Below are 17,539 nucleotides of genomic sequence, written 5' to 3'. Positions count from 1 at the left end.
ATGGCGATCGGATCCGGGCTCGGCGCCCAGCTCAGCATCGGCGCGGAGACCACTTACGGCACCTACGTGGCGCCGGGCAAGCACCTGGAATTCACCAAGGAATCGCTGGTCCTGAAGAAGACGACGGCTCAGTCCGCCGGCATCGCGGCCGGCCGTCTGCTGCCGCTGTCCTCGCGGCGCGTGGTCACCCAGCGCGAGGCCAACGGCAGCGTCGACCTCGAGGTCACCAACAAGGGCATGGGGCTGCTGCTGCAGGCCCTCATGGGGACGACGGTCACGCCGGTACAGCAGGGCGCGGGTCCGGCGTACCTGCAGACTCACACGCTCGCCGACACGGCGGGCAAATCCCTGGTGATCCAGAAGGGCGTGCCGCTCACCACCGGCGCCGTGAGCGACAAGACCTTTCTGGGCTGCAAGGTCACCTCGGCCGAGTTCTCGTGCGAGAGCGGCGGCATGCTCACCGCCAGCTTCGAGTTCGACTGCAAGGACTGCGACGAGACGCAGACCCTGGTCGTCGCGAGCTACGCGGCGCAGTCCCCGTTCCACTTCGTGCAGATGGGCCTGAAAACGGGGCCGTTCGGCACGGAGGTGGCGCGCGACGGCATCCGCAAGGTCAGCGTGAAGTTCGAGCGTCCACAGGCTGTGGACCGGTTCTATGCCGGGCAGGCCGGGCTCAAGAAGGAACCCATTTCGAACGACCAGGTCAAGATCACTGGCAGCCTCGAGATGGACTACGTCGACACGATCCTCGACGACCTGCACACGAGCGACGCTGCGACGGCGCTGGTGTGGGAGTTCATCGGCCCGAACATCGCGTCGACGTTTTTCGAGACTTTCCGGATCAAGCTGCCCGCGATCCGTATCGACGAGGCGCCGCCGACCGTCGAGGGGTTCGAGGTCGTCAAGCCGACCATCAGCTTCACGGGCCTGTACGACGGGACGAACCAACCCGCCATCGAGTACATCAGCACCGACATCACCCTGTAGGTGCAAGGTGCGCGAGGTACGCATCCTCAACACCGGCAGCCTGCTCGAACTGCAGCGCAGGCTGCGGGCTGCCGGTAACGAGAACATCCGCTCATCCATGCAGCGCCGAATCCGGCACGCGGCCGAGCCGCTCAAAGACGACCTGCAGTCGAAGATCCGGGGCCTGGACATCCGGTCGGACGGCCGCAAGCGCAACCGTGACGGCGTCGTGCCGCACGGTGGCCCGTCGCCGACCACGAGGCCGCTGCGCGCCACGATCGCGGGCGCCATCCGGATCAGCGTCCGCACCACCGCCGGTGGGGCGGGCGCCAAGGTGTGGGTCGACAAGAGCCGCCTGCCGGCGGACCTGCGGAACATGCCCAAGGTCATCAACGAGGGACCGCCGCCCGGCCGCATCCGTCACCCGGTCTTCAACAACCGGAGCCGTTGGGCCAGCCAGTACGTACAGCCGCATTGGTGGGACAACACCGTCCGCGACCACATGCCCCGTATCGAGCGCGAGGTCGCCCGCGTCCTGGACGACGTGCGCCGCCGCCTGAGCTGAAGGAACGACACGTGATCATTGAGTACACGCCCGAGGGTGGCGACACCGAGATCCTCGACGCGGGCCGCATGCGCGCCTCCGAGGTGCAGATCATCGAGCGCACCGCCGACATGAAGTGGGGCGCCGTGCTCAGCGGCATGGAGGACGGCGACATCACCGCCATCCGCGTCGTGGGCTGGGTGGTCAAGAAGCGCAGCAACTCCTCCCTGCGCCTTGCCGAGTTCGACCCCTTCGACGACGAGGTGCGCGTGCGCCTGGACGCGAAGGAAATCCCCCAGTACGCGGCCGAGCTGGTGCGCGTCTACGGCGACCACCCCGAGAAGCTGGCGGACGCGTTCGACGAGCTGCGGTCTGCCGCATTCGACCGTGAGGCGTGCGAGCTGGCCATCAAGGACGCGACCACCCCAAAAGCCCCGGCCCCCGCCCCGGAGCCGGAGACGACGAATGGTTCAGCGACCGGCTGAACAGCTACCTCCCGCTGTTCGGCCTGTACCTGCACTACACGGCGCGCGACGTCGACGAGCTGACCGTCGAACGGTTCGAGCTGCTCGCCGCATGGATCGACCAGCACGAGGCCCGCCTACGGGCGTCCGCCACAACCGAATAGCGGGCCGCCGCCCGCCCTGAGCAAAGGGGGCGGGCTGTGGCTGAGCGCCTGCGTTTCATCCTCGACGGCGACGACCGCCTGTCCCCGGTCCTCAACCGGGCCGGTGACAGCTCGGCGCGCCTGCACCGGCGTCTGGCCGACGACAGCCAGGCCAGCAGCCGCGCGCTGCGCGTATTCAGCCGCGACGCTAACGGGCAACTGCGCGACCTCGAGGGCCGGTTCGTCTCCGTCGCCCACGCCTCCCGGCTGATCCAGGACAGCAACGGCCGGTGGCGCGACCTCAACGGCCGCTTCGTCGCCGGTTCCACGGCCGCGCAGCGGATGGCCACGGTCACCGCCGGGCTGCCCCCGGTGCTGCGGCAGGCGGACCGCGCGGCCGCGAACGTCAACGTCCGGCTGCGCGACTCCAACGGCCGGTTTCTCAGCGCGGGCCGTGCGGCGAGCGTGCTCGGCGGCGCGGCCGAGAAGGCTTCCGAGCAGCTCGACGAGGGCGGCGGCCTCGGCGGCAAGCTGAAGGTCGTGGCCGCCCTGGCCGGTGCGTCGCTACTGCCGGCGCTCGGAGCGGTCGTCCCGATGATGCTCGGGGCCGGGCTCGCCGCGGGCACCATGAAGGCCGGGTTCGCCGGTGTCAGCGACGCGATGGAGGCCGCGGGCAAGGGCAAGAAGGAGTACGCGGCCGCCCTCAAGAAACTCAGCCCGGAGGCGCGCGGGTTCACCAAGGAACTCGTCTCGCTGAAGAAGGAGTTCTCTGGGGTCGGCAAGGACGTCCAGAAGGCGATGTTGCCGGGCTTCACCTCTGCGGTGAAGGCGGCGTCCCCGCTGGTCAAGCTGCTCGGCCGGAACATGGTCGACTTGGGCGGCACGTTCGGCAGTCTCGCCCGGAAGGCCGGCGGTGTCTTCCGGGATTCCGGGTTCCAGCGGGACCTGCAAGCGAACTTCACGCTGGGCAAGCGGTTCGTCGTCGACATGGCGACGGGCGTGGGTCGCCTCGGCCGCGCCTTCCTGGACTTCGGGGCAGCGTCGAAGCCGACGCTGATGGCCCTGTCGTCCGGGCTGAGCAACCTGTTGGGCCGTGGTCTGCCCGGCATGTTCGACGGGCTGAAGGTCGGCGTCTCCGGCAGCGCGTCGATGCTGAACGGGCTGTTCGACATGCTCAACCGGGTGCTGCCCGCGATCGGCCGGTTCTCGGGCGAGGTCGCCCGCTCGCTGGGTCCGCTGTTCGGTGAGGCGTTCCGCAGTGCGGGGCTGTCCGTGTCGACCGGGCTCGACCTGCTCGGGCAGGGTGCGAAGGCACTGGCACCGGTCTTCAAGGACCTCGGCTTCGGTTTGAAGTCGATCATGCAGGTCATGCAGATCATCGGCCCCGTGGCACGCGATGTGGGGTCGGCCCTGGTCGGCAGTCTGCTGCCGTCGTTCTCGCAGCTCGACAGGGCCAAGGGTCCGCTGCAGTCGCTGTCGGAGGCCATCGAGCGCAACAAGGGCTCGATCATGGAGCTGTCCCGGCAGGGCGGCATTGCCTTCCTCACGCTGGTCCAGGCCGGTGTGACGGCGCTGCCCCATCTGATCCACGCGTTCCGCATCATGTCGACCGGGATCGTCGTCGCGCTGGGCGGCATCCTGCACGGCGCGGCGAGTGCCTTCGGCTGGATCCCGGGCATCGGCGACAAGTTGCGAACGGCGGACCGCAAGTTCAAGGACTTCAGCGTCTCGTACATCCAGGGGTTGAAGTCCGCCGAGGACAAGGCCGCCGGATTCGCCGCATCGGTGGGCCCGAAGTTGTCGGCGGGCAAGCTGAAGCTGAACATCAGCAACTGGCAATCGCAGATCGCGGCGGCCAAGGCGCAGATGAAGAGTGTGCCCCCGTCGAAGCGCGCCGCCTTGCAGGCGAAGATCGACGACCTGCAGAACAAGGTGCGTTCGGCCAAGGGACAGTTGGCGTCGATCAAGGACCGCAAACCCGCGGTCAGGCTCCAGGACCTTGCTTCCCGCGCCGCCCGTCAGATCGTCGGGGAGATCGGCAGAGTCCACTCGAAAACCGTGACGATCACGGTCCAGCGGCGCATTCAGGCAGGCATGGATGCCGTCAGCAGGCTGGCCGGATTCGCCGACGGCGGCCGCCCCAAGCCGGGTTGGGCCGTCGTGGGTGAAGAGGGCCCGGAGCTGGTGCGCTTCCAGGGCGGCGAGAGGGTGTTCAGCCACCGGGACTCCAAGGCCATGGCCGCGGGCGCCCGCCTGGACTCCCCTTCCGGGGTCGGTATGGCCGCGGGCGCGGGCCTCACCGCGGGGCTGCTCGGCTCGATGGGATCGATCGGCGGTGCCGCCCGCTCGGCGGCCGGCCACATCATCACGGCGATGAAGCAGGAGTTGCAGATCGCGTCGCCGTCGAAGCGGACCAAGGCGCTCGCCAACGACGTGGGCAAGGGGCTGATCTCTGGTCTCACCGGCTCCAAAGCCAAGATCAAGTCCACGTCCAAGGACTTGGCCAAGGACATCTGGTCGGCGTTCACCGGCAGCAAGGACAACCGGCTCGTCGCCTACGTCAACCGCAACACGAAGACACTGACGTCCCTGGCCGGGAAGCGTGACACCCTCGCCGCCACCATCAAGCGCGCCAAGGATTTCGCCGAGACGACCCGTGTCGGAGCGAAGCAATCGGCCAGCTTGGGCGGCATGTTCGAGGGCGAGGAGCAGGTGTCCGCGTCGGGCATCAACAGCAAGCTGCAGCAGCGGCTCGCCAAGATGAAGACCTTCACCTCGTACATCAACACCCTGAAGAAGCGCGGTCTCAACAAGACTATGCTCAGGGAGATTTTGACCATGGGCCCGGAGGAGGGCTACGCCTACGCCTCCGCGCTCGCGGGCGCGAGCAGCAAGCTGTTCAAGGAGATCAACTCCACGCAGTACAAGGTGAACTCGCAGGCCGAAACCCTCGGCCGCGCGGGCGCCGACGCCCTGTACGACAGCGGCAAGGCGGCCGGGCAAGGGTTCCTCAAGGGCTTGTCCTCGCAGCAGAAGGCCATCGAGAAGAAGATGCTCTCGATCGCCAAGGGCATGGACAAGGCGATCCGGCGCGCACTCGGCATCAAGAGCCCCTCGCGCGTCATGGCCGAGGTGGGCCGCTACACCACCGAGGGCCTGGCGGTCGGGCTCACCGAGCGCACTCCGGTCCTCGACCGCGCGCTCGGCGAGGTCGCCGGACGGGTGGCCGCGACGCGTCCGGTTCTCGGCCGGCCCGCGGTCGCGGCCGGTGCGGGCGGCGGCATGGTCGTGAACGTGAACATCGCCTCGGCGATGGACCCGGTGGCCGTGGCCCGCGAGGTGCAGAAAGTCATCGTCCGATACGGCCGCGTCCAGGGCACGGCCATCACGTTGAAGGCGGGGTGATCGCGTGCCGCTGCTCGTCGAAATGGGGTGGGGCGGTCTCGTGCTGGCGCCGACCACGATCGCGTGGACGGACATCACCCAGTACGTCGATGTGGTGCAGGGGGTGGTCATCACCCGGGGTGCGTCCGACGAGCTGTCGGAGACGCAACCGGGCACGGCTACCCTCACGCTCGACAACTCGGACGGGAGGTTCACGCCCGGTAACTCGTCGTCGCCGTATGCGCCGTTCGTGCGCCGCAACGCGCCGATCCGGATCAGCGTGGCGGTCATCCCGCAGCGCACCGGATCGGCGCCCTACCCGATGGCCATGCTCGGCGACGACTTCGACGCCCCCCGGCTCGACACGTCGCTGTGGACCGTCGGCGGTGGGGCGGATGTCGCCGGCGGACGCATGCGGCTGCCCTGCGTCAGCGGCACCTCGTTCTTCCGCAGCGTGCGCGAATGGTCGCTCACCGGGTCACGGCTGACGGCCAAGTTCGCCACCGCCCCCGCGAACGGGGGCAGTGCGTCCGCCTCCGTCAGCATGTACATCCATTCCGCTACCAGCGGCACGCGACTGCGCTGGCACTACAACCCGCTCAACGGCGAGCTGCGCGCGCTCAACGAGGTGGGCGGCAACGATGCCTCGCCCACCGTCCTCACCTACAGCCCGATCAGTCACGCGTGGCTGCGGATCCGCGAGAGCGGCGGCACCGTCTACTTCGAGACCAGCAGCACCGGGCAAGGGTGGACGACCCGGCGCACGTTGCCCCGCCCGGCCTGGGTCACGGCGGACACGCACCAGGTGGAGTTCGCCGCCTTCCGCTCCGGTGGCACCGGCGACTCTGTGGAGTTCGATCTCGTCGGCGCCTCAGTGCGCCCCCGGTTCTGGGGCACCGTCAACGAATGGCCGATCGAGTGGGAAGGCCTGCACTCCAAGGTCAGCATCACAGCAACGGACCTGTTCAAGCGGTTCAACAAACTGCCCAACCTGCGGTCCATGGTCGGCGAGGAAATCATCGTGGGCAGGCCGCTGCTGTACTACCCGCTCACCGAGGGCGATACGTCGACGAGCGCGGGCGACCTGTCCGGCACCGGCGCCCCCGCCCTGCCCATCGTCCAGGCCGGAACCGCGGGCAGCGGCACACTCGCCCTCGGCAGCACCGAGGGACCGGCCGAGACCGGCGAGCAGGTCGCGCAGTTCACGCCCGTGTCGGCCACTGCCGGCAAGTACCTGACCGCCGACCTCGGCCCGCACTTCCCCGACCTCATGGGCAACTACCTCGCCATAGAGGCGTGGATCCAGACCACCACGGCGAACCGTGTGATCCTCGGTTTCCACAGGACAGACCTCAGCTACCAGCTGTTGATGTCCCTCAGCTCGAGCGGCGGCCTGCAGTTCGAGATGATCAGCGACGGTTTCACCACGGTGTTCACGCCGACAGGGGGGCCGTCCAATCTCGCCGACGGCAACTGGCACCACGTCGCCTACGACGAGCGGTCCCACACCCTGCGCATCGACGGCACGGTCGCCGACAGCTCACTGTTCGTGGCATCGGTCCACGACATGCGCGTACTGCACGTCGGCGGCTACCGCGGCACCCGCCTGTGGTCGGGGGCAATCGGGCACGTCGCCGCGTTCACCTCCGACAGCGTGTCGTTCGGCCCGAGCCAGGCCACCCGCTACGACGCCGGCATGAACGGGCACGCGGGCGAGAGCGCCGACACCCGCATGCTGCGCCTGGCGTACTACGCCGGGCTCACATCGGTCACCGTGCTGGGCAACACCCATGACGCGATGGCCAGCCAGGGCCCCGCCGGGAGCACCGCCATGGCCCGGATGCGGGAGGTTGAATCCACCGAGTCCGGCAAGCTGTACGCCGAACGCGACTGGTTCGGACTCGCCTACCAGTCCCGCGATGTGCGCTACAACCCGTCCCCGGATGCGGAGACGTTCACGATCGCCTACGCCGACCTCGAACCTGGGGTGAAGCTCGCGGACGACGACCAGAAGCTGGTCAACCAGGTCGAGGCGAACAGGCCGAACGGCGCCACCCAGCGTGTCGCCTCGACCAGCTCGATCGACGCTTTCGGCCTGTCCCCGCAGCCGCTGACCATCCTGAAGAACAACGACAACAGCGTGCTGGACGCCGCGAACTGGCTGATCAGCCGCTTCGCCGACCCCGGGATCGAACTGCGCAGCGTGCCCATCGAAGCGGCCACGATGCCCAACTACCTGGACATCCTCGACGCCGACATCAGCGCGTACTTCACCGTGTACGACCTGCCCGCGCAGGCCCCGAGCACAGAGATGCGCGTCACGGTCGAGGGCTACACGGAGACGATCAAACACAACAGCCACCAGATCGAGTTCAACACGAGCAACACCGGTCGCGACACCGTCTGGATCCTCGACGACCCGGACTACTCGCAGCTCGACCAGACCACCAGGCTGGCCTACTGACGGAGGACTCATGGCCTCATCTGCCCTGCCCGCAAACGCGATCGTGCAGGCCGAGACGTACTACCTGCCGCTACCCCCGCGGCGCGGCCAGCCGGCACAGGACTGGTCACAGGTGCCCGGCGCCGAACTGGTTTACCGATGGGTGAATGCCAAATGGGGGTGGCGGGCTCCGGTCCCGACCGCAACCGTTCCCGACGACCCGGGCCTGTACGCGCGGATCGATGACGGCCGGTGGGTCGCCGAATGTATCTGCGGCGCGGCCTGGATCGTGTCCGTACTCGACCCGCGGTTCGGGTGCGCAGAGTGCCGCCGCGACTGGGTACCGCTCATTGTGCCCGACGACATCCCCGCCGCCGAGGCCGAAGCGCTCGCCCTCGACAGGCGGTTCTGGTTCCACGCCGACGACCCCCGCAACCCCGCCGAGCCCGAGCCCATCCCCGAGGAGCCGGAGGTTCCGGCCGAACCTGAGCCGGAGGAGCCGCAGTGACGTTCGGACCGAAAACATGGGTGGTCGGCGAGACCGTCTCTGCCGCCCTGCTGAACCAGGAGATCCGCGATCAGTGGAACTCCGTCCTCGGCGCCTGGTCTGCGTACACGCCAGCATGGGGCGCAGACGGCGGCGCTGCCCCCACCCTCGGCAACGGCACGATCGTCGGCCGCTACCTGAAGGTCGGGCGCACCGTCGACTGGGTACTGCAACTCACCTGGGGATCCACCACCGCCGCAGGCGGTGGCGGATCCGGGGAGAACTGGTGGTTCGGCCTGCCCGCCGCGCCAGCCGCCGGGTTCACCCAGCGCATCGTCCAGGCCGACGCCTTCGACAACAGCGCGACCCTGCACTGGGCGGCCACGGGCATCTACTCGACGCTGAACTCCGGCTGCGTGAAGACGTTCGTGGCCACCCAGGGAACAGCGGCGGCCGTCCTCGACAGCATCGCGCCGTTCACCTGGGCGGCATCCGACATCTTCTACGCGTCCGGCCGCTACGAAGCCGCCGCCTGACCAGCCCAACCCCTGCTTCGCCCCGAGCCAGTTGGCCGGGGCCTTTCTCATGTATGGAGACCCTATGGCCACCTGTCGTGGCATCGACGTATCCGCCTACCAAGGCACTCAGCCCTGGGCCAGCCACAAGGCACAGGGCGTCGCGTTCGCGTTCATCAAGGCGAGCGAGGGCCAGCACAGCAAGGACGCCCGGTTCGCCTCCCACGTCACGGGAGCCAAGGCGGCCGGCCTGGTGGCCGGTGGCTACCACTTCGCGTGGCCGAACCAGAGCGCCTCGGCCGAGGCCGCCAACTACATCGCCGCCGTCAAGTCGCATGCGGGCAAGGGCTTCTGCCACTGGCTCGACCTGGAGAGATATGCGGACGGCCGCAACTACAAGGGCCGCACCGCCGCGCAGATCAAGGCGTGGGTATCCACGTGGATCGCCGCTGTGGAGCGCGCGTTCCCCGGGCAGCGCGTCGGCATCTACACCAGCGGCTCGGACCTCGCGGCCGGACACGTGCCGTCCGGCGTGCCGCTCTGGTACCCGGCCTACCCCGGCGCCTCGGTGGACTCCTACGGCGAGGCCGAGAAGCGGGCGCGGCCCAAGCCGTCCGGTCGCTCCCCGCTGTTCTGGCAGTTCGTCGGCAGCCCGCTCGACCGGTCCGTCTGCTACATGTCCGCGGCCGAGCTGCGCACGTGGGCGGGCGGCGGCACGACGGAGACGAGCAGCCCGCAGTACGAGCCGTACCCGGGCAAGTCGTTCTTCATGAAGGACGGCAAGGCTGCGCTCGGCAAGAAGTCCCCGATCTTCACCGCGATGGGCAGACGCCTCGTCGCCAAGGGGTGCGGCCGCTACCAGGTCGGGCCCGGCCCGACGCTCGGCAAGGCCGACGTCGACAGCTACGAGGCGTACCAGCGCTCCCTCGGTTACACGGGCTCGGACGCCAAGTGGCCGCCCGGCCCGACCAGCTGGTCAAAGCTCCACGTCCCCAACGTCTGACCGAGAGGAACGATCCGTCATGCAGAAGTACTTGAAGGCCATCGCCGCGGCGGTCGCCGCCGGTGCGGCCTCGCTCGTCACCGCCCTCGACGACGGCACGGTCACCGCACAGGAAGGCGTGACCGCCCTCGTCGCCGTCCTGGCCGCGCTCGGCCTCACGTGGGCCGTGCCCAACAAGCAGGCGCCGGCCACAACGACGGAGCCGTGATGTGGGCGGCGGCGCGGCGGCTGACGTTCTCGCACCGCCGCGCCTTCCTCGTCACCGTCGGCGCGGGGTGGGCGTTGTACGGCGGCCTCGGCATCGTCGGCAACCCGAGGTACGGGACGTCGCGCGGCCTGGCGGACGTCACCCGGTACATCCCGCTCAACACGCTCGGCTGGCTGTGGGTGGCCTGCGGCACGGCTGCGGTCCTGGCTGGGCTCGTCGTCAACTGCCCGCGCGTGCAGGCCCTCGGCTTCACCGCGCTCGGGGCGCCGGCCGGACTGTGGGCCGGGGCGTTCACCGCGGCCGCGGCGAGTACGTACCCGGCCGCGGTCGGCTCGGCCTGCGGGTGGGGGGCGTTCGCGATCGGCGTCGTACTCGTCTCCGGGATGGACGATCCGCTGCCGTGGAACCTGAGAAAGGACAGACGCTGATGGACGTGGGGGCACTGGTCGGGGGCGGGGGCGCGGCGCTGGCGGCACTGCTCGCATGGACACAGAGCCGGGCGACGAACCGGCGCTCGGACTTCACTGCGATCACGGAGCGGCTCGATCGCGAGCTGGCCGACGAGCGAAAGCAGCGCAAGCTGCTGACGAGCTACGTGGTGGACATCTGGCGGTGGGCTCAGCGCGTCGGCCCGGACACCCCGGCCGGTCCCGCACCCGAACCACCGTCCGATCTCGACGTCACCCCCTGGCGCCACTGAAAGGGCCCCGCCTCCTATGGGAGGCGGGGCCCTTTCGTCATGCCCGGTAAAACACCTTGCCCTCGTGAGGCTGAACGCCAAGCGCGGCGTACAGGGCGAGCGCGGGCGGGTTGTCCGTGTCAGCGGTCCATTCGATCCGCGAGCATCCAAGCCGCACGGCCTCTTCACGCAGCGCAGCCATCAGCGCACCAGCCACACCACGACGACGCGCGGGCTCACGCACGAACAACTCCTTCAAGTACAGGGAGGTGTCGGCGCCAGCAGCCGGCCACAACCGCGAGTACGACGCCATGCCCAGGACGTCGTCGCCGTCACGGGCAAGGAGCACCGTCGCGGCGGGCTGTTCGCTGAACAGTGCGACCCGAATCTGATCGGGGTCGCCGGGCGTGAACTCGCCGCCGTAGTAAGCCTCGATCTCCCCGAGGATCACCGACAGGACATCGACGTCATCTGCCGTCGCCGTGCTGATCTCCACGCGTGCGCTCCATCTCACCTGGGGGCAGCGCGAGAATCTCCCGCAGCGCCCGCACCTCATGCACCCCACGTGCACCAGGGGGCACCGTATCGGCGACCTCCTGAGCGCGGTAGATGATCAGCGCGGTGCGATGTTCCTGCTGCAACCCGACGAGGGTGCGCGTGACTTGATCGGCGGCGGTGGCCGGATCACCGTCCGCCACCGTGCACATCGCGGTGTCGAGCTCGACCAACGCCCGGTCCATCCGCTCTGTCGCTGGGTACAGCTCTGCGGCGCGGGAGAGTTCTTCCCGGGCTCGGCCGGTCTGCCCGAGGTGGGTGAGCGCGTTGCCCGCGTGGAAACGGAGTTGGGACTCGCTGTACCCGAACGCGCTGCCGATCTGCTCGTCCTCGGGGAGTCGGCCGAGTGCGGTCTGCGCCGCCTCGAGGGCACGCGCTGTTGCCTCACCATCGCCAAGCCGTGCGTGGGCGCGTGCTTCGAGTGGGGCGGCGAGCGCCGGGCCTACGCACGGCAAGCCGCCCGCCAGCTGCTGGGCTCTCACGGAGAGTTCGAGGGCGCCGTACAGGTCGCCCGTGTAGTACAGCTGGTACGCCTCGTGCGCGTACGCCCACGACAGGGTGGTCCGGTCCTCGGCGGACGCCGCCGCGGTACGTGCGGTGCGCCACCAGGAGGTGGCTCGCTCGTCACCCAGCTTCAGCAGCGTGAGGGCGGTGAGCCCGGACATGCGGGCCGCGGCGACGAGGAGACGACGGCGCACCTGCGGCCGGTGCCGGTGCGAGAGCAGGACGCGTAAGTCCTGGAAGTCCGCGAGCAGCTCGGGGAAGTGCTGTCCTTCTGGCCGGTAGCGGGTGGCCCGGCCATGCCGGGCGATCGTCCACTCGATCTCGTCGAGACTGCTGTCGGCAAGCGGCCCCGCAGCGAGCAGCTCGTGCAGCCCGGCTTGCAGCGCGTCGGCCTGCTCGATAGGAGTCTGGCCCGGCCGGGCCCCGGCCAGTGCCACCAGTTCGCCGCCGGCGCCGAGGGCGTCGTCGAGGGCGCGTGCGGTCTGCGCAGTGGGTTGGCGTATCCCCTGCTCCAGGTAGGAGATGAGGCTCTTGCCGCAGGACGCGAGCTCGGCGACGTCGCGCAGGCTGCGCTCTCCTCGCCAACGACGCAGGGCTTCGCCGAAGGACTCCGCCACGGGTGCCTCCGCCTCCGGGGTGTCCACTGTCCACTCAGCTGTGGACGGGTGTGGACAGCCCAGTCCTAGTGATCGCTGTCCGTATGCACAACGCTACCGGTGAGGGCCGAAGCGCCGAGCAGGAATGGCGCACCCCGGCAACCGCGTGAACGGTTCCGGGGCTGGCCGACTGGATGGAGTCGACATGGCAGAGCCTAGCGGGGACAGCGGTGGCGCGGCACTAGCGGAGTCCATGGTGGATGTGGCGTTCCGCGCGCTGCTGAGGCACGTCACAACATGCACGCGCTGTGCCATGAACTGGCGAGAGTGCCCCACCCGGCGCGCGCTTGCCCTCACGTGGAGGCAGGCACGCTGATGAGTGGCGAGTTCAAACCACTGTGCTGGCACTGCGGCCAGCCACTCGCCGCTGGCAATCGTGTGGAGTTCCACAACGTGTACAGCCCGACGAGCGGCGGCGCCCGGGTCGAGATGCACCGAGAGTGCCCGCAGAAGCGGCCCGCCTCACAGACGGCGCCCGAAGGGCCGCCGTACCGATAGCCCCCGCCGCCGGATCTCCACGGATCCTCTGGCGGCGGGAAGTGCGGCCGCTCGCACCCCCGTGTGGGCGGCCGCTTCACGCTCCCGTGCACCCAGACCCCGTGCGCGGGTGGGCGGCGGCACGACGGCGGACGTGCCGCCGCCCGATTCACACGGGGCACGAACGGAATGCAGCCACGGGAGGTGATCGCGCGGTTCCTGCATATGACATTTAACGGGAGGGTAAGTACCGCTCCGCCGAGCCAGGACTGCCTACACAAGGAGGTCGGTCACGTGCACCCGCAGCGCCTGAGCGATGAGCAGCAGGTCCGAATACCCGGGGTCGCGGCGCGCGTTCTCGTATCGCTGGATACTCCGTCGGTCCATGCCGGCGAGGTTGCCGAGCTGTTCCTGCGAGAGGCCGGCGCCGCGGCGTAGGTCGGCGATGCGGTGCCCGAGCGTGACGCGACGGGCAACTACCCAGTCAGGTCGAGGAGTACGTCGGGCTGCCACCCACCCACACAATGATCGTTGTGCGAGGGTGTCAGTACCCAAATGGTCGCCTCTTGATCCTTTGGTCGATCGTGACCTGTCGTGGCGCGAAACGTGAAGACCCGCACACATAGCCCTGCGGCATATGCGTTACGCCGCAGGGCCGGGAGTAGTCTGATCAAATAGAACACGTGTTCGCTCGAAAGGGTGAATGACTCGGAAGCTGTGCATCCGTTAGACAGGGTGGGAAGTCGTACGGCCCGAAACAACCCATGATCGTGCGTCGTCGCTCCGTGGTGGCCCCCGGCAGCGGGCGACGCACATAAGTCCGGCCCCCCTCGAAATCGCCGAGGGGGGCCGGACGTTCTGTGTCTGCCGCGCGACCTGCGGCAACGGCTTGATCGTTTAGGAGCCATTTAGGAGCCGGAGTCTCGTACTGAGGGTGTATCGAGACTGTGCGACAGGGTGCCGAGACTGTACCCAACGCTGAGACAGAGAGACCCCGGACCCCGCTTGACCTGCGGTTTCCGGGGCCTTTCCCCTGATCACAAACGTGCCCCCGGCAGGATTCGAACCTGCGACACCCGCTTTAGGAGAGCGGTGCTCTATCCCCTGAGCTACGAAGGCGCGTGAACAGCGTAGCGGATCGGGTTCGGGGTGTGGGGGCGGCCGTGTGTCACGCCAATGGGGGACGTGGGGCGGCCGGGGGCGGCTGGGGCTGTTAAGCCGGAGGGACGAAAGGAAACGAGGGGGGACACGTCTCGTCGGATGCCGTGCGTGGCGTCCGGCCCCACTGAGTGGAGGGCCACTCATGCTCCAGAACCCCGCCCCCAGCACACTCGCTGTCGACTTCACTCAAGGGCTGAACGACGCGTGGTCGAAGGTCGCCGAGTTCGTACCGAAGTTCCTCGGCTTCCTCGTCGTCATGGTCATCGGCTGGTTCGTGGCCAAGATGATCACCAAGCTCCTCGACCGGGGCCTCAGGAAGATCGGGTCGGAGAAGCTCGCCGAACGGGCCGGCTCGGCGAAGATGCTCGAAGGGTCGAAGTACGACACGACCGCGATCCTCTGCAAGGTCGTCTACGTCGCCCTGATGCTGATCGTGCTCCAGCTCGGCTTCGGTGTCTTCGGTGACAACCCCGTGTCCGACATGATCAACGGCATCGTCGCCTGGCTGCCGCGCGGCATCGTCGCGGTCGTCCTGATCGTGGTGGCCATGGCCGTCGCCAACCTGGTGCGCGACATCGTCACCAACACCCTGTCCTCCGTCTCGTACGGGAAGACCGTCGGCACCATCGTGTGGGCCTGCATCGTGGTCCTGGGTGCCATCGCCGCGCTCGGGCAGGCGGGCATCGCCACGTCCGTCACGCAGCCGGTGCTGATCGCCGGTCTCGCGGCCGGGGCCGGGATCCTGATCGTCGGTGTCGGCGGCGGGCTCATCGGGCCGATGCGGCAGCGCTGGGAGCGGTGGCTGAACATGGCCGAGGAGGAGACCGCCAAGGCGAGGGGGAATGTCGGTGGCAGCGGCGGTAGCGCCGGTGCCTATCAGGCGGGGCGTGAGGATGCCCTGACCAATCAGCCCGTTCAGGAGCGGGAGCGGTTCGACAACCAGTGACCTGCGCGGTGACCTAGACCAGGTCGAGCAGGTCGTGCCGTCTCACCAGCCAGCTGATGGCGGTGAGGCGGCACACCGCGTAGTCGTGGCCCACGGGCTCGAGCCAGCCGGTCTCGGTGAGTGCGTCGAGGAAGCCGAGTGAGTAGTCGGCGAGCACTTCGGCGTCGGGAGCCGGCGGGTGCAGCGTGGCCGAGCCGGCCTCCAGGCGTTCGCGGAGCTCCGCCACGTGCTGGTCGACCGCGGCCAGGAAGGCGGGCTCGAAGGCGAATTCGGCGAAGCGCGGACCGTACGCCTCGCTCACCTGGGCAAGAGGGGACATTCGTCCAACGTATGGGCGGGGGAGATCGATTGGACGTGGGTGGCGGGTGCTGTTGCTCACAAGTACCCCTTTTGTGGTGCCTTGTTCGTCACATCCGGCGGTCCGCACGTGATCGGTGAGACTGGGGGCATGGAGTTTTCCGCGTCCGGCAGGTCGCAGCCCGAGAATCCCGCTTCGGGCGGGGGCCCCACGTTGGCGCAGGTCGTCGGGGTCGTGGGGCGGGACGTCGTCCAGGTCGTGCACGCGCCGTGCGGGACGGACGTGGTCGTGGGCGGGGTCGGGGTGTTCGACTCCGGGGAGAGCTTGCAGGAGCGGGGGCGGGTGCTCATCGCGGTGGGGGTCGATACGTCCGATCCTGCTGCTGCTGAAGTGTTGCGCGCCGCCGATCGGGCCGGGGCTGCCGCGCTTGTGGTGCGGCGGGGTGCCGAGGGTGTGGCGCCGCTGCTCCGTGAGGTGGCCGACGGGGTGTCCACCGCGTTGCTCGCCCGTGCCCCGTGGGTGGACTGGGGCGAGCTGATCGGGCTGCTGCGGGCCGCGCTCGCGGCCGGTGGGGCGCGGGTGCCCGAACCCGGCGTCGACGTGGGGCTCGGGGATCTGCCCGCCCTCGCCTCTGCGCTCGCCGCGCTCGTCGGGGGTGCGATCACCATCGAGGACCCCGAGTCCAACGTGCTGGCGTACTCGCCCACCGCCGACACCGCCGATCCGTTGCGGCGGCTGACCATCCTCGGGCGGCGGGTGCCGCGGTGGCGGGTCGAGGAGCTGGCCGAGAGCGGGTTCCTCGCGGCGTTGTGGGCGGGGGATGTGGTGCATCGGGCTGCGGATGGGCGGTTTCCCGAGCGGCTGGCTGTTGCTGTGCGCGCCGGGGAGGAGGTCCTCGGGTCGCTGTGGGCGGCTGCCGACGGGGAGCCGTTGCCGGAGGGGGCCCGGGACGCGTTGCGGCAGGCCGCCGCCATCGCCGTGCCGCATCTGCTGCACCATCGGCTGCGGTCCCGGTCGGCGGAGGGGCGGCGTCGGCATGCGGTGCGGGCGCTGTTCGAGGATCCGTCGCCCGATGTGGGCGCGGCGGGCGCTGCGCTCGGCGTCGATCCGGGGCAGCCGTGTGCCGTGCTGGCGGGTGTGGTCGTGGAGGCGGTGGCACCGGAGGTGCGGGAGCGGGCGTTGCGGGCGGTGGCGTTGCGGGTTGCTGCGCATGGCGGGTCGGCGTTTGCGTACCGGGTCGAGGAGGGGGCGTCGGGGCTCCGCCCCGGATCCCGTTCTTCGAGCGCCGGAGGGGCTGGACAGGACGGGGACCGGGTCGACGTGCTGTTGGCCGACCCCCGGCCCGACGCCGCCCAGCGGCTCGCCCGGGACCTCGCCGCCGTGCTGCGCGGCGCCGGGGTCAAGCCCCTCGTCGCCGTGGGGCCCGTCGTCGGCGGGCTGAAGGATGCCGTGGACTCGCGTGCCGGGGCCGACGAGGTGCTGCGGGTGCTGCGCGAGCGCGGGGAACCCGAGGTGGCGGGCGCCGACGACGTGCGGTTCGCCCTGGACGCGCTGCGGGTGTCGGACGCCGTCGCCGCGCAGGTGCCGTCGGTCGGGGACGCCGTGGCGGCGCTCCTCGCGCACGACGAGCGGCACGGGACGGATCTGCCGCGCACGGTCGCCGCGCATCTGGCGTTCTTCGGGGACGCCGGGGCCACCGCCCGGTATCTGGGGATCCATGCGAATACGTTGCGGTACCGGCTGCGCAGGGCCCGTGAGCTGGGCGGCTTCGATCTCAACGATCCCGACGTGCGGCTCGTCGTCGAGCTGGGGCTGCGGCGGGCCGGGCTGATCCCGCTGCCGTGAGCTGCCGTGAGCTGCCGTGAGCTGCCGTGAGTAAGCCATGAGCCGCCGTGCGCACGACGGTGAGCTGCCGTGAGCGGGCCCGATGGGGCACCCCGTAGTGCCTCGCCACCACGCCCACCCACCCACCATCGTGCGCACGCACCACGCGCGCGTGCCCGTCCGCCATCCCTTGTGCCGGCCCACAGCGCCCCCACCCCGTACTTCGTGCCGGCGCACGCAGACACACCACCCCGCCGCGCTGCACAGTGACGAGTGCCAGGA

Annotated in this window: 18 protein-coding genes and 1 tRNA gene; 14 read left to right on the top strand and 5 right to left on the bottom strand. The window is 69.5% G+C overall.

Features of this window, described 5'->3' with window-relative positions; translation table 11 throughout:
• The 12 genes from OHA73_RS19640 (at position 1) to OHA73_RS19585 (ending at position 10,857) form a co-directional block, all read left to right on the top strand.
• Positions 1-987 carry a phage tail tube protein gene (locus tag OHA73_RS19640; RefSeq protein ID WP_327655698.1) on the top strand — a complete coding sequence of 329 codons (987 nt, stop codon included), beginning with the start codon at positions 1-3 and terminating at the stop codon, positions 985-987.
• A 7-nt stretch (positions 988-994) separates the two neighbouring features.
• Complete coding sequence (locus OHA73_RS19635; protein ID WP_327655697.1) at positions 995-1,531, top strand: hypothetical protein; 537 nt, start codon at positions 995-997, stop codon at positions 1,529-1,531.
• Positions 1,532-1,542: 11 nt separating this feature from the next.
• Entirely contained in the window at positions 1,543-1,995 is a 453-nt protein-coding gene (locus tag OHA73_RS19630) for a hypothetical protein (protein WP_327655696.1), read from the top strand.
• On the top strand, positions 1,905-2,138 hold the full coding sequence (locus tag OHA73_RS19625) for a hypothetical protein (protein ID WP_327655695.1): 234 nt from the start codon (positions 1,905-1,907) through the stop codon (positions 2,136-2,138). The genes OHA73_RS19630 and OHA73_RS19625 overlap by 91 nt, the downstream gene beginning before the upstream one ends.
• Positions 2,139-2,174: 36 nt before the next feature.
• Positions 2,175-5,522 carry a hypothetical protein gene (locus OHA73_RS19620; protein ID WP_327655694.1) on the top strand — a complete coding sequence of 1,116 codons (3,348 nt, stop codon included), beginning with the start codon at positions 2,175-2,177 and terminating at the stop codon, positions 5,520-5,522.
• A 4-nt stretch (positions 5,523-5,526) separates the two neighbouring features.
• Complete coding sequence (locus OHA73_RS19615; RefSeq protein ID WP_327655693.1) at positions 5,527-7,965, top strand: laminin G domain-containing protein; 2,439 nt, start codon at positions 5,527-5,529, stop codon at positions 7,963-7,965.
• A gap of 10 nt (positions 7,966-7,975) precedes the next feature.
• Positions 7,976-8,452 carry a hypothetical protein gene (locus OHA73_RS19610; protein WP_327655692.1) on the top strand — a complete coding sequence of 159 codons (477 nt, stop codon included), beginning with the start codon at positions 7,976-7,978 and terminating at the stop codon, positions 8,450-8,452.
• Positions 8,449-8,967: a hypothetical protein gene (locus OHA73_RS19605; RefSeq protein WP_327655691.1), complete on the top strand. Its 519-nt coding sequence runs from the start codon at positions 8,449-8,451 to the stop codon at positions 8,965-8,967. The genes OHA73_RS19610 and OHA73_RS19605 overlap by 4 nt, the downstream gene beginning before the upstream one ends.
• Positions 8,968-9,031: 64 nt before the next feature.
• Positions 9,032-9,949 (top strand): GH25 family lysozyme, encoded by a 918-nt coding sequence (locus OHA73_RS19600; RefSeq protein ID WP_327655690.1) that lies wholly within the window; start codon positions 9,032-9,034, stop codon positions 9,947-9,949.
• Between the two features lie 19 nt (positions 9,950-9,968).
• Positions 9,969-10,157, top strand: a complete 189-nt coding sequence (locus tag OHA73_RS19595) for a hypothetical protein (protein ID WP_327655689.1) — start codon at positions 9,969-9,971, stop codon at positions 10,155-10,157.
• Entirely contained in the window at positions 10,157-10,585 is a 429-nt protein-coding gene (locus OHA73_RS19590; RefSeq protein WP_327655688.1) for a hypothetical protein, read from the top strand. Before OHA73_RS19595 ends, OHA73_RS19590 begins: the two co-directional genes overlap by 1 nt.
• Positions 10,585-10,857, top strand: a complete 273-nt coding sequence (locus OHA73_RS19585; RefSeq protein ID WP_327655687.1) for a hypothetical protein — start codon at positions 10,585-10,587, stop codon at positions 10,855-10,857. Before OHA73_RS19590 ends, OHA73_RS19585 begins: the two co-directional genes overlap by 1 nt.
• Before the next feature lie 37 nt (positions 10,858-10,894).
• Here the strand turns inward: OHA73_RS19585 and OHA73_RS19580 are convergent, their stop codons facing one another.
• The 4 genes from OHA73_RS19580 to OHA73_RS19565 form a co-directional block, all read right to left on the bottom strand.
• Positions 10,895-11,332: a GNAT family N-acetyltransferase gene (locus tag OHA73_RS19580; protein ID WP_327655686.1), complete on the bottom strand. Its 438-nt coding sequence runs from the start codon at positions 11,330-11,332 to the stop codon at positions 10,895-10,897.
• The gene (locus OHA73_RS19575) at positions 11,304-12,539 is read right to left on the bottom strand and encodes a helix-turn-helix domain-containing protein (RefSeq protein ID WP_327655685.1); all 1,236 of its coding nucleotides are present in this window, start codon (positions 12,537-12,539) and stop codon (positions 11,304-11,306) included. Before OHA73_RS19575 ends, OHA73_RS19580 begins: the two co-directional genes overlap by 29 nt.
• Positions 12,540-13,301: 762 nt before the next feature.
• Entirely contained in the window at positions 13,302-13,652 is a 351-nt protein-coding gene (locus tag OHA73_RS19570) for a helix-turn-helix domain-containing protein (protein ID WP_327655684.1), read from the bottom strand.
• A 422-nt stretch (positions 13,653-14,074) separates the two neighbouring features.
• Positions 14,075-14,147 (bottom strand) — tRNA-Arg (locus OHA73_RS19565).
• Positions 14,148-14,331: 184 nt separating this feature from the next.
• Here OHA73_RS19565 and OHA73_RS19560 point away from each other — a divergent pair.
• Complete coding sequence (locus tag OHA73_RS19560) at positions 14,332-15,135, top strand: mechanosensitive ion channel family protein (protein ID WP_266711209.1); 804 nt, start codon at positions 14,332-14,334, stop codon at positions 15,133-15,135.
• 13 nt (positions 15,136-15,148) lie between these two features.
• Here OHA73_RS19560 and OHA73_RS19555 read toward each other — a convergent pair whose 3' ends face one another.
• The gene (locus OHA73_RS19555) at positions 15,149-15,454 is read right to left on the bottom strand and encodes a DUF6401 family natural product biosynthesis protein (protein ID WP_266711207.1); all 306 of its coding nucleotides are present in this window, start codon (positions 15,452-15,454) and stop codon (positions 15,149-15,151) included.
• A 129-nt stretch (positions 15,455-15,583) separates the two neighbouring features.
• Between OHA73_RS19555 and OHA73_RS19550 the strand changes: the two genes are divergently transcribed.
• The gene (locus OHA73_RS19550; protein WP_327655683.1) at positions 15,584-17,278 is read left to right on the top strand and encodes a PucR family transcriptional regulator; all 1,695 of its coding nucleotides are present in this window, start codon (positions 15,584-15,586) and stop codon (positions 17,276-17,278) included.
• The last annotated feature ends 261 nt before the right edge of the window (positions 17,279-17,539 follow it).

Source organism: Streptomyces sp. NBC_00483, from assembly GCF_036013745.1.
Taxonomy (GTDB): Bacteria; Actinomycetota; Actinomycetes; order Streptomycetales; family Streptomycetaceae; genus Streptomyces.
Note: the sequence above shows the minus strand (reverse complement) of the source record. Positions and strands in the feature narration are given on the sequence as shown.

What these genes read in the sequence shown, in the direction of transcription:
- OHA73_RS19590 (WP_327655688.1), top strand. Translation starts at nt 10,157, where the DNA reads ATGTGGGCGGCGGCGCGGCGGCTGACGTTCTCGCACCGCCGCGCCTTC.
- OHA73_RS19570 (WP_327655684.1), bottom strand. Translation starts at nt 13,652, where the DNA reads ATGTGTGCGGGTCTTCACGTTTCGCGCCACGACAGGTCACGATCGACC.
- OHA73_RS19595 (WP_327655689.1), top strand. Translation starts at nt 9,969, where the DNA reads ATGCAGAAGTACTTGAAGGCCATCGCCGCGGCGGTCGCCGCCGGTGCG.
- OHA73_RS19640 (WP_327655698.1), top strand. Translation starts at nt 1, where the DNA reads ATGGCGATCGGATCCGGGCTCGGCGCCCAGCTCAGCATCGGCGCGGAG.
- OHA73_RS19560 (WP_266711209.1), top strand. Translation starts at nt 14,332, where the DNA reads ATGCTCCAGAACCCCGCCCCCAGCACACTCGCTGTCGACTTCACTCAA.
- OHA73_RS19600 (WP_327655690.1), top strand. Translation starts at nt 9,032, where the DNA reads ATGGCCACCTGTCGTGGCATCGACGTATCCGCCTACCAAGGCACTCAG.
- OHA73_RS19610 (WP_327655692.1), top strand. Translation starts at nt 7,976, where the DNA reads ATGGCCTCATCTGCCCTGCCCGCAAACGCGATCGTGCAGGCCGAGACG.
- OHA73_RS19585 (WP_327655687.1), top strand. Translation starts at nt 10,585, where the DNA reads ATGGACGTGGGGGCACTGGTCGGGGGCGGGGGCGCGGCGCTGGCGGCA.
- OHA73_RS19555 (WP_266711207.1), bottom strand. Translation starts at nt 15,454, where the DNA reads ATGTCCCCTCTTGCCCAGGTGAGCGAGGCGTACGGTCCGCGCTTCGCC.
- OHA73_RS19550 (WP_327655683.1), top strand. Translation starts at nt 15,584, where the DNA reads ATGGAGTTTTCCGCGTCCGGCAGGTCGCAGCCCGAGAATCCCGCTTCG.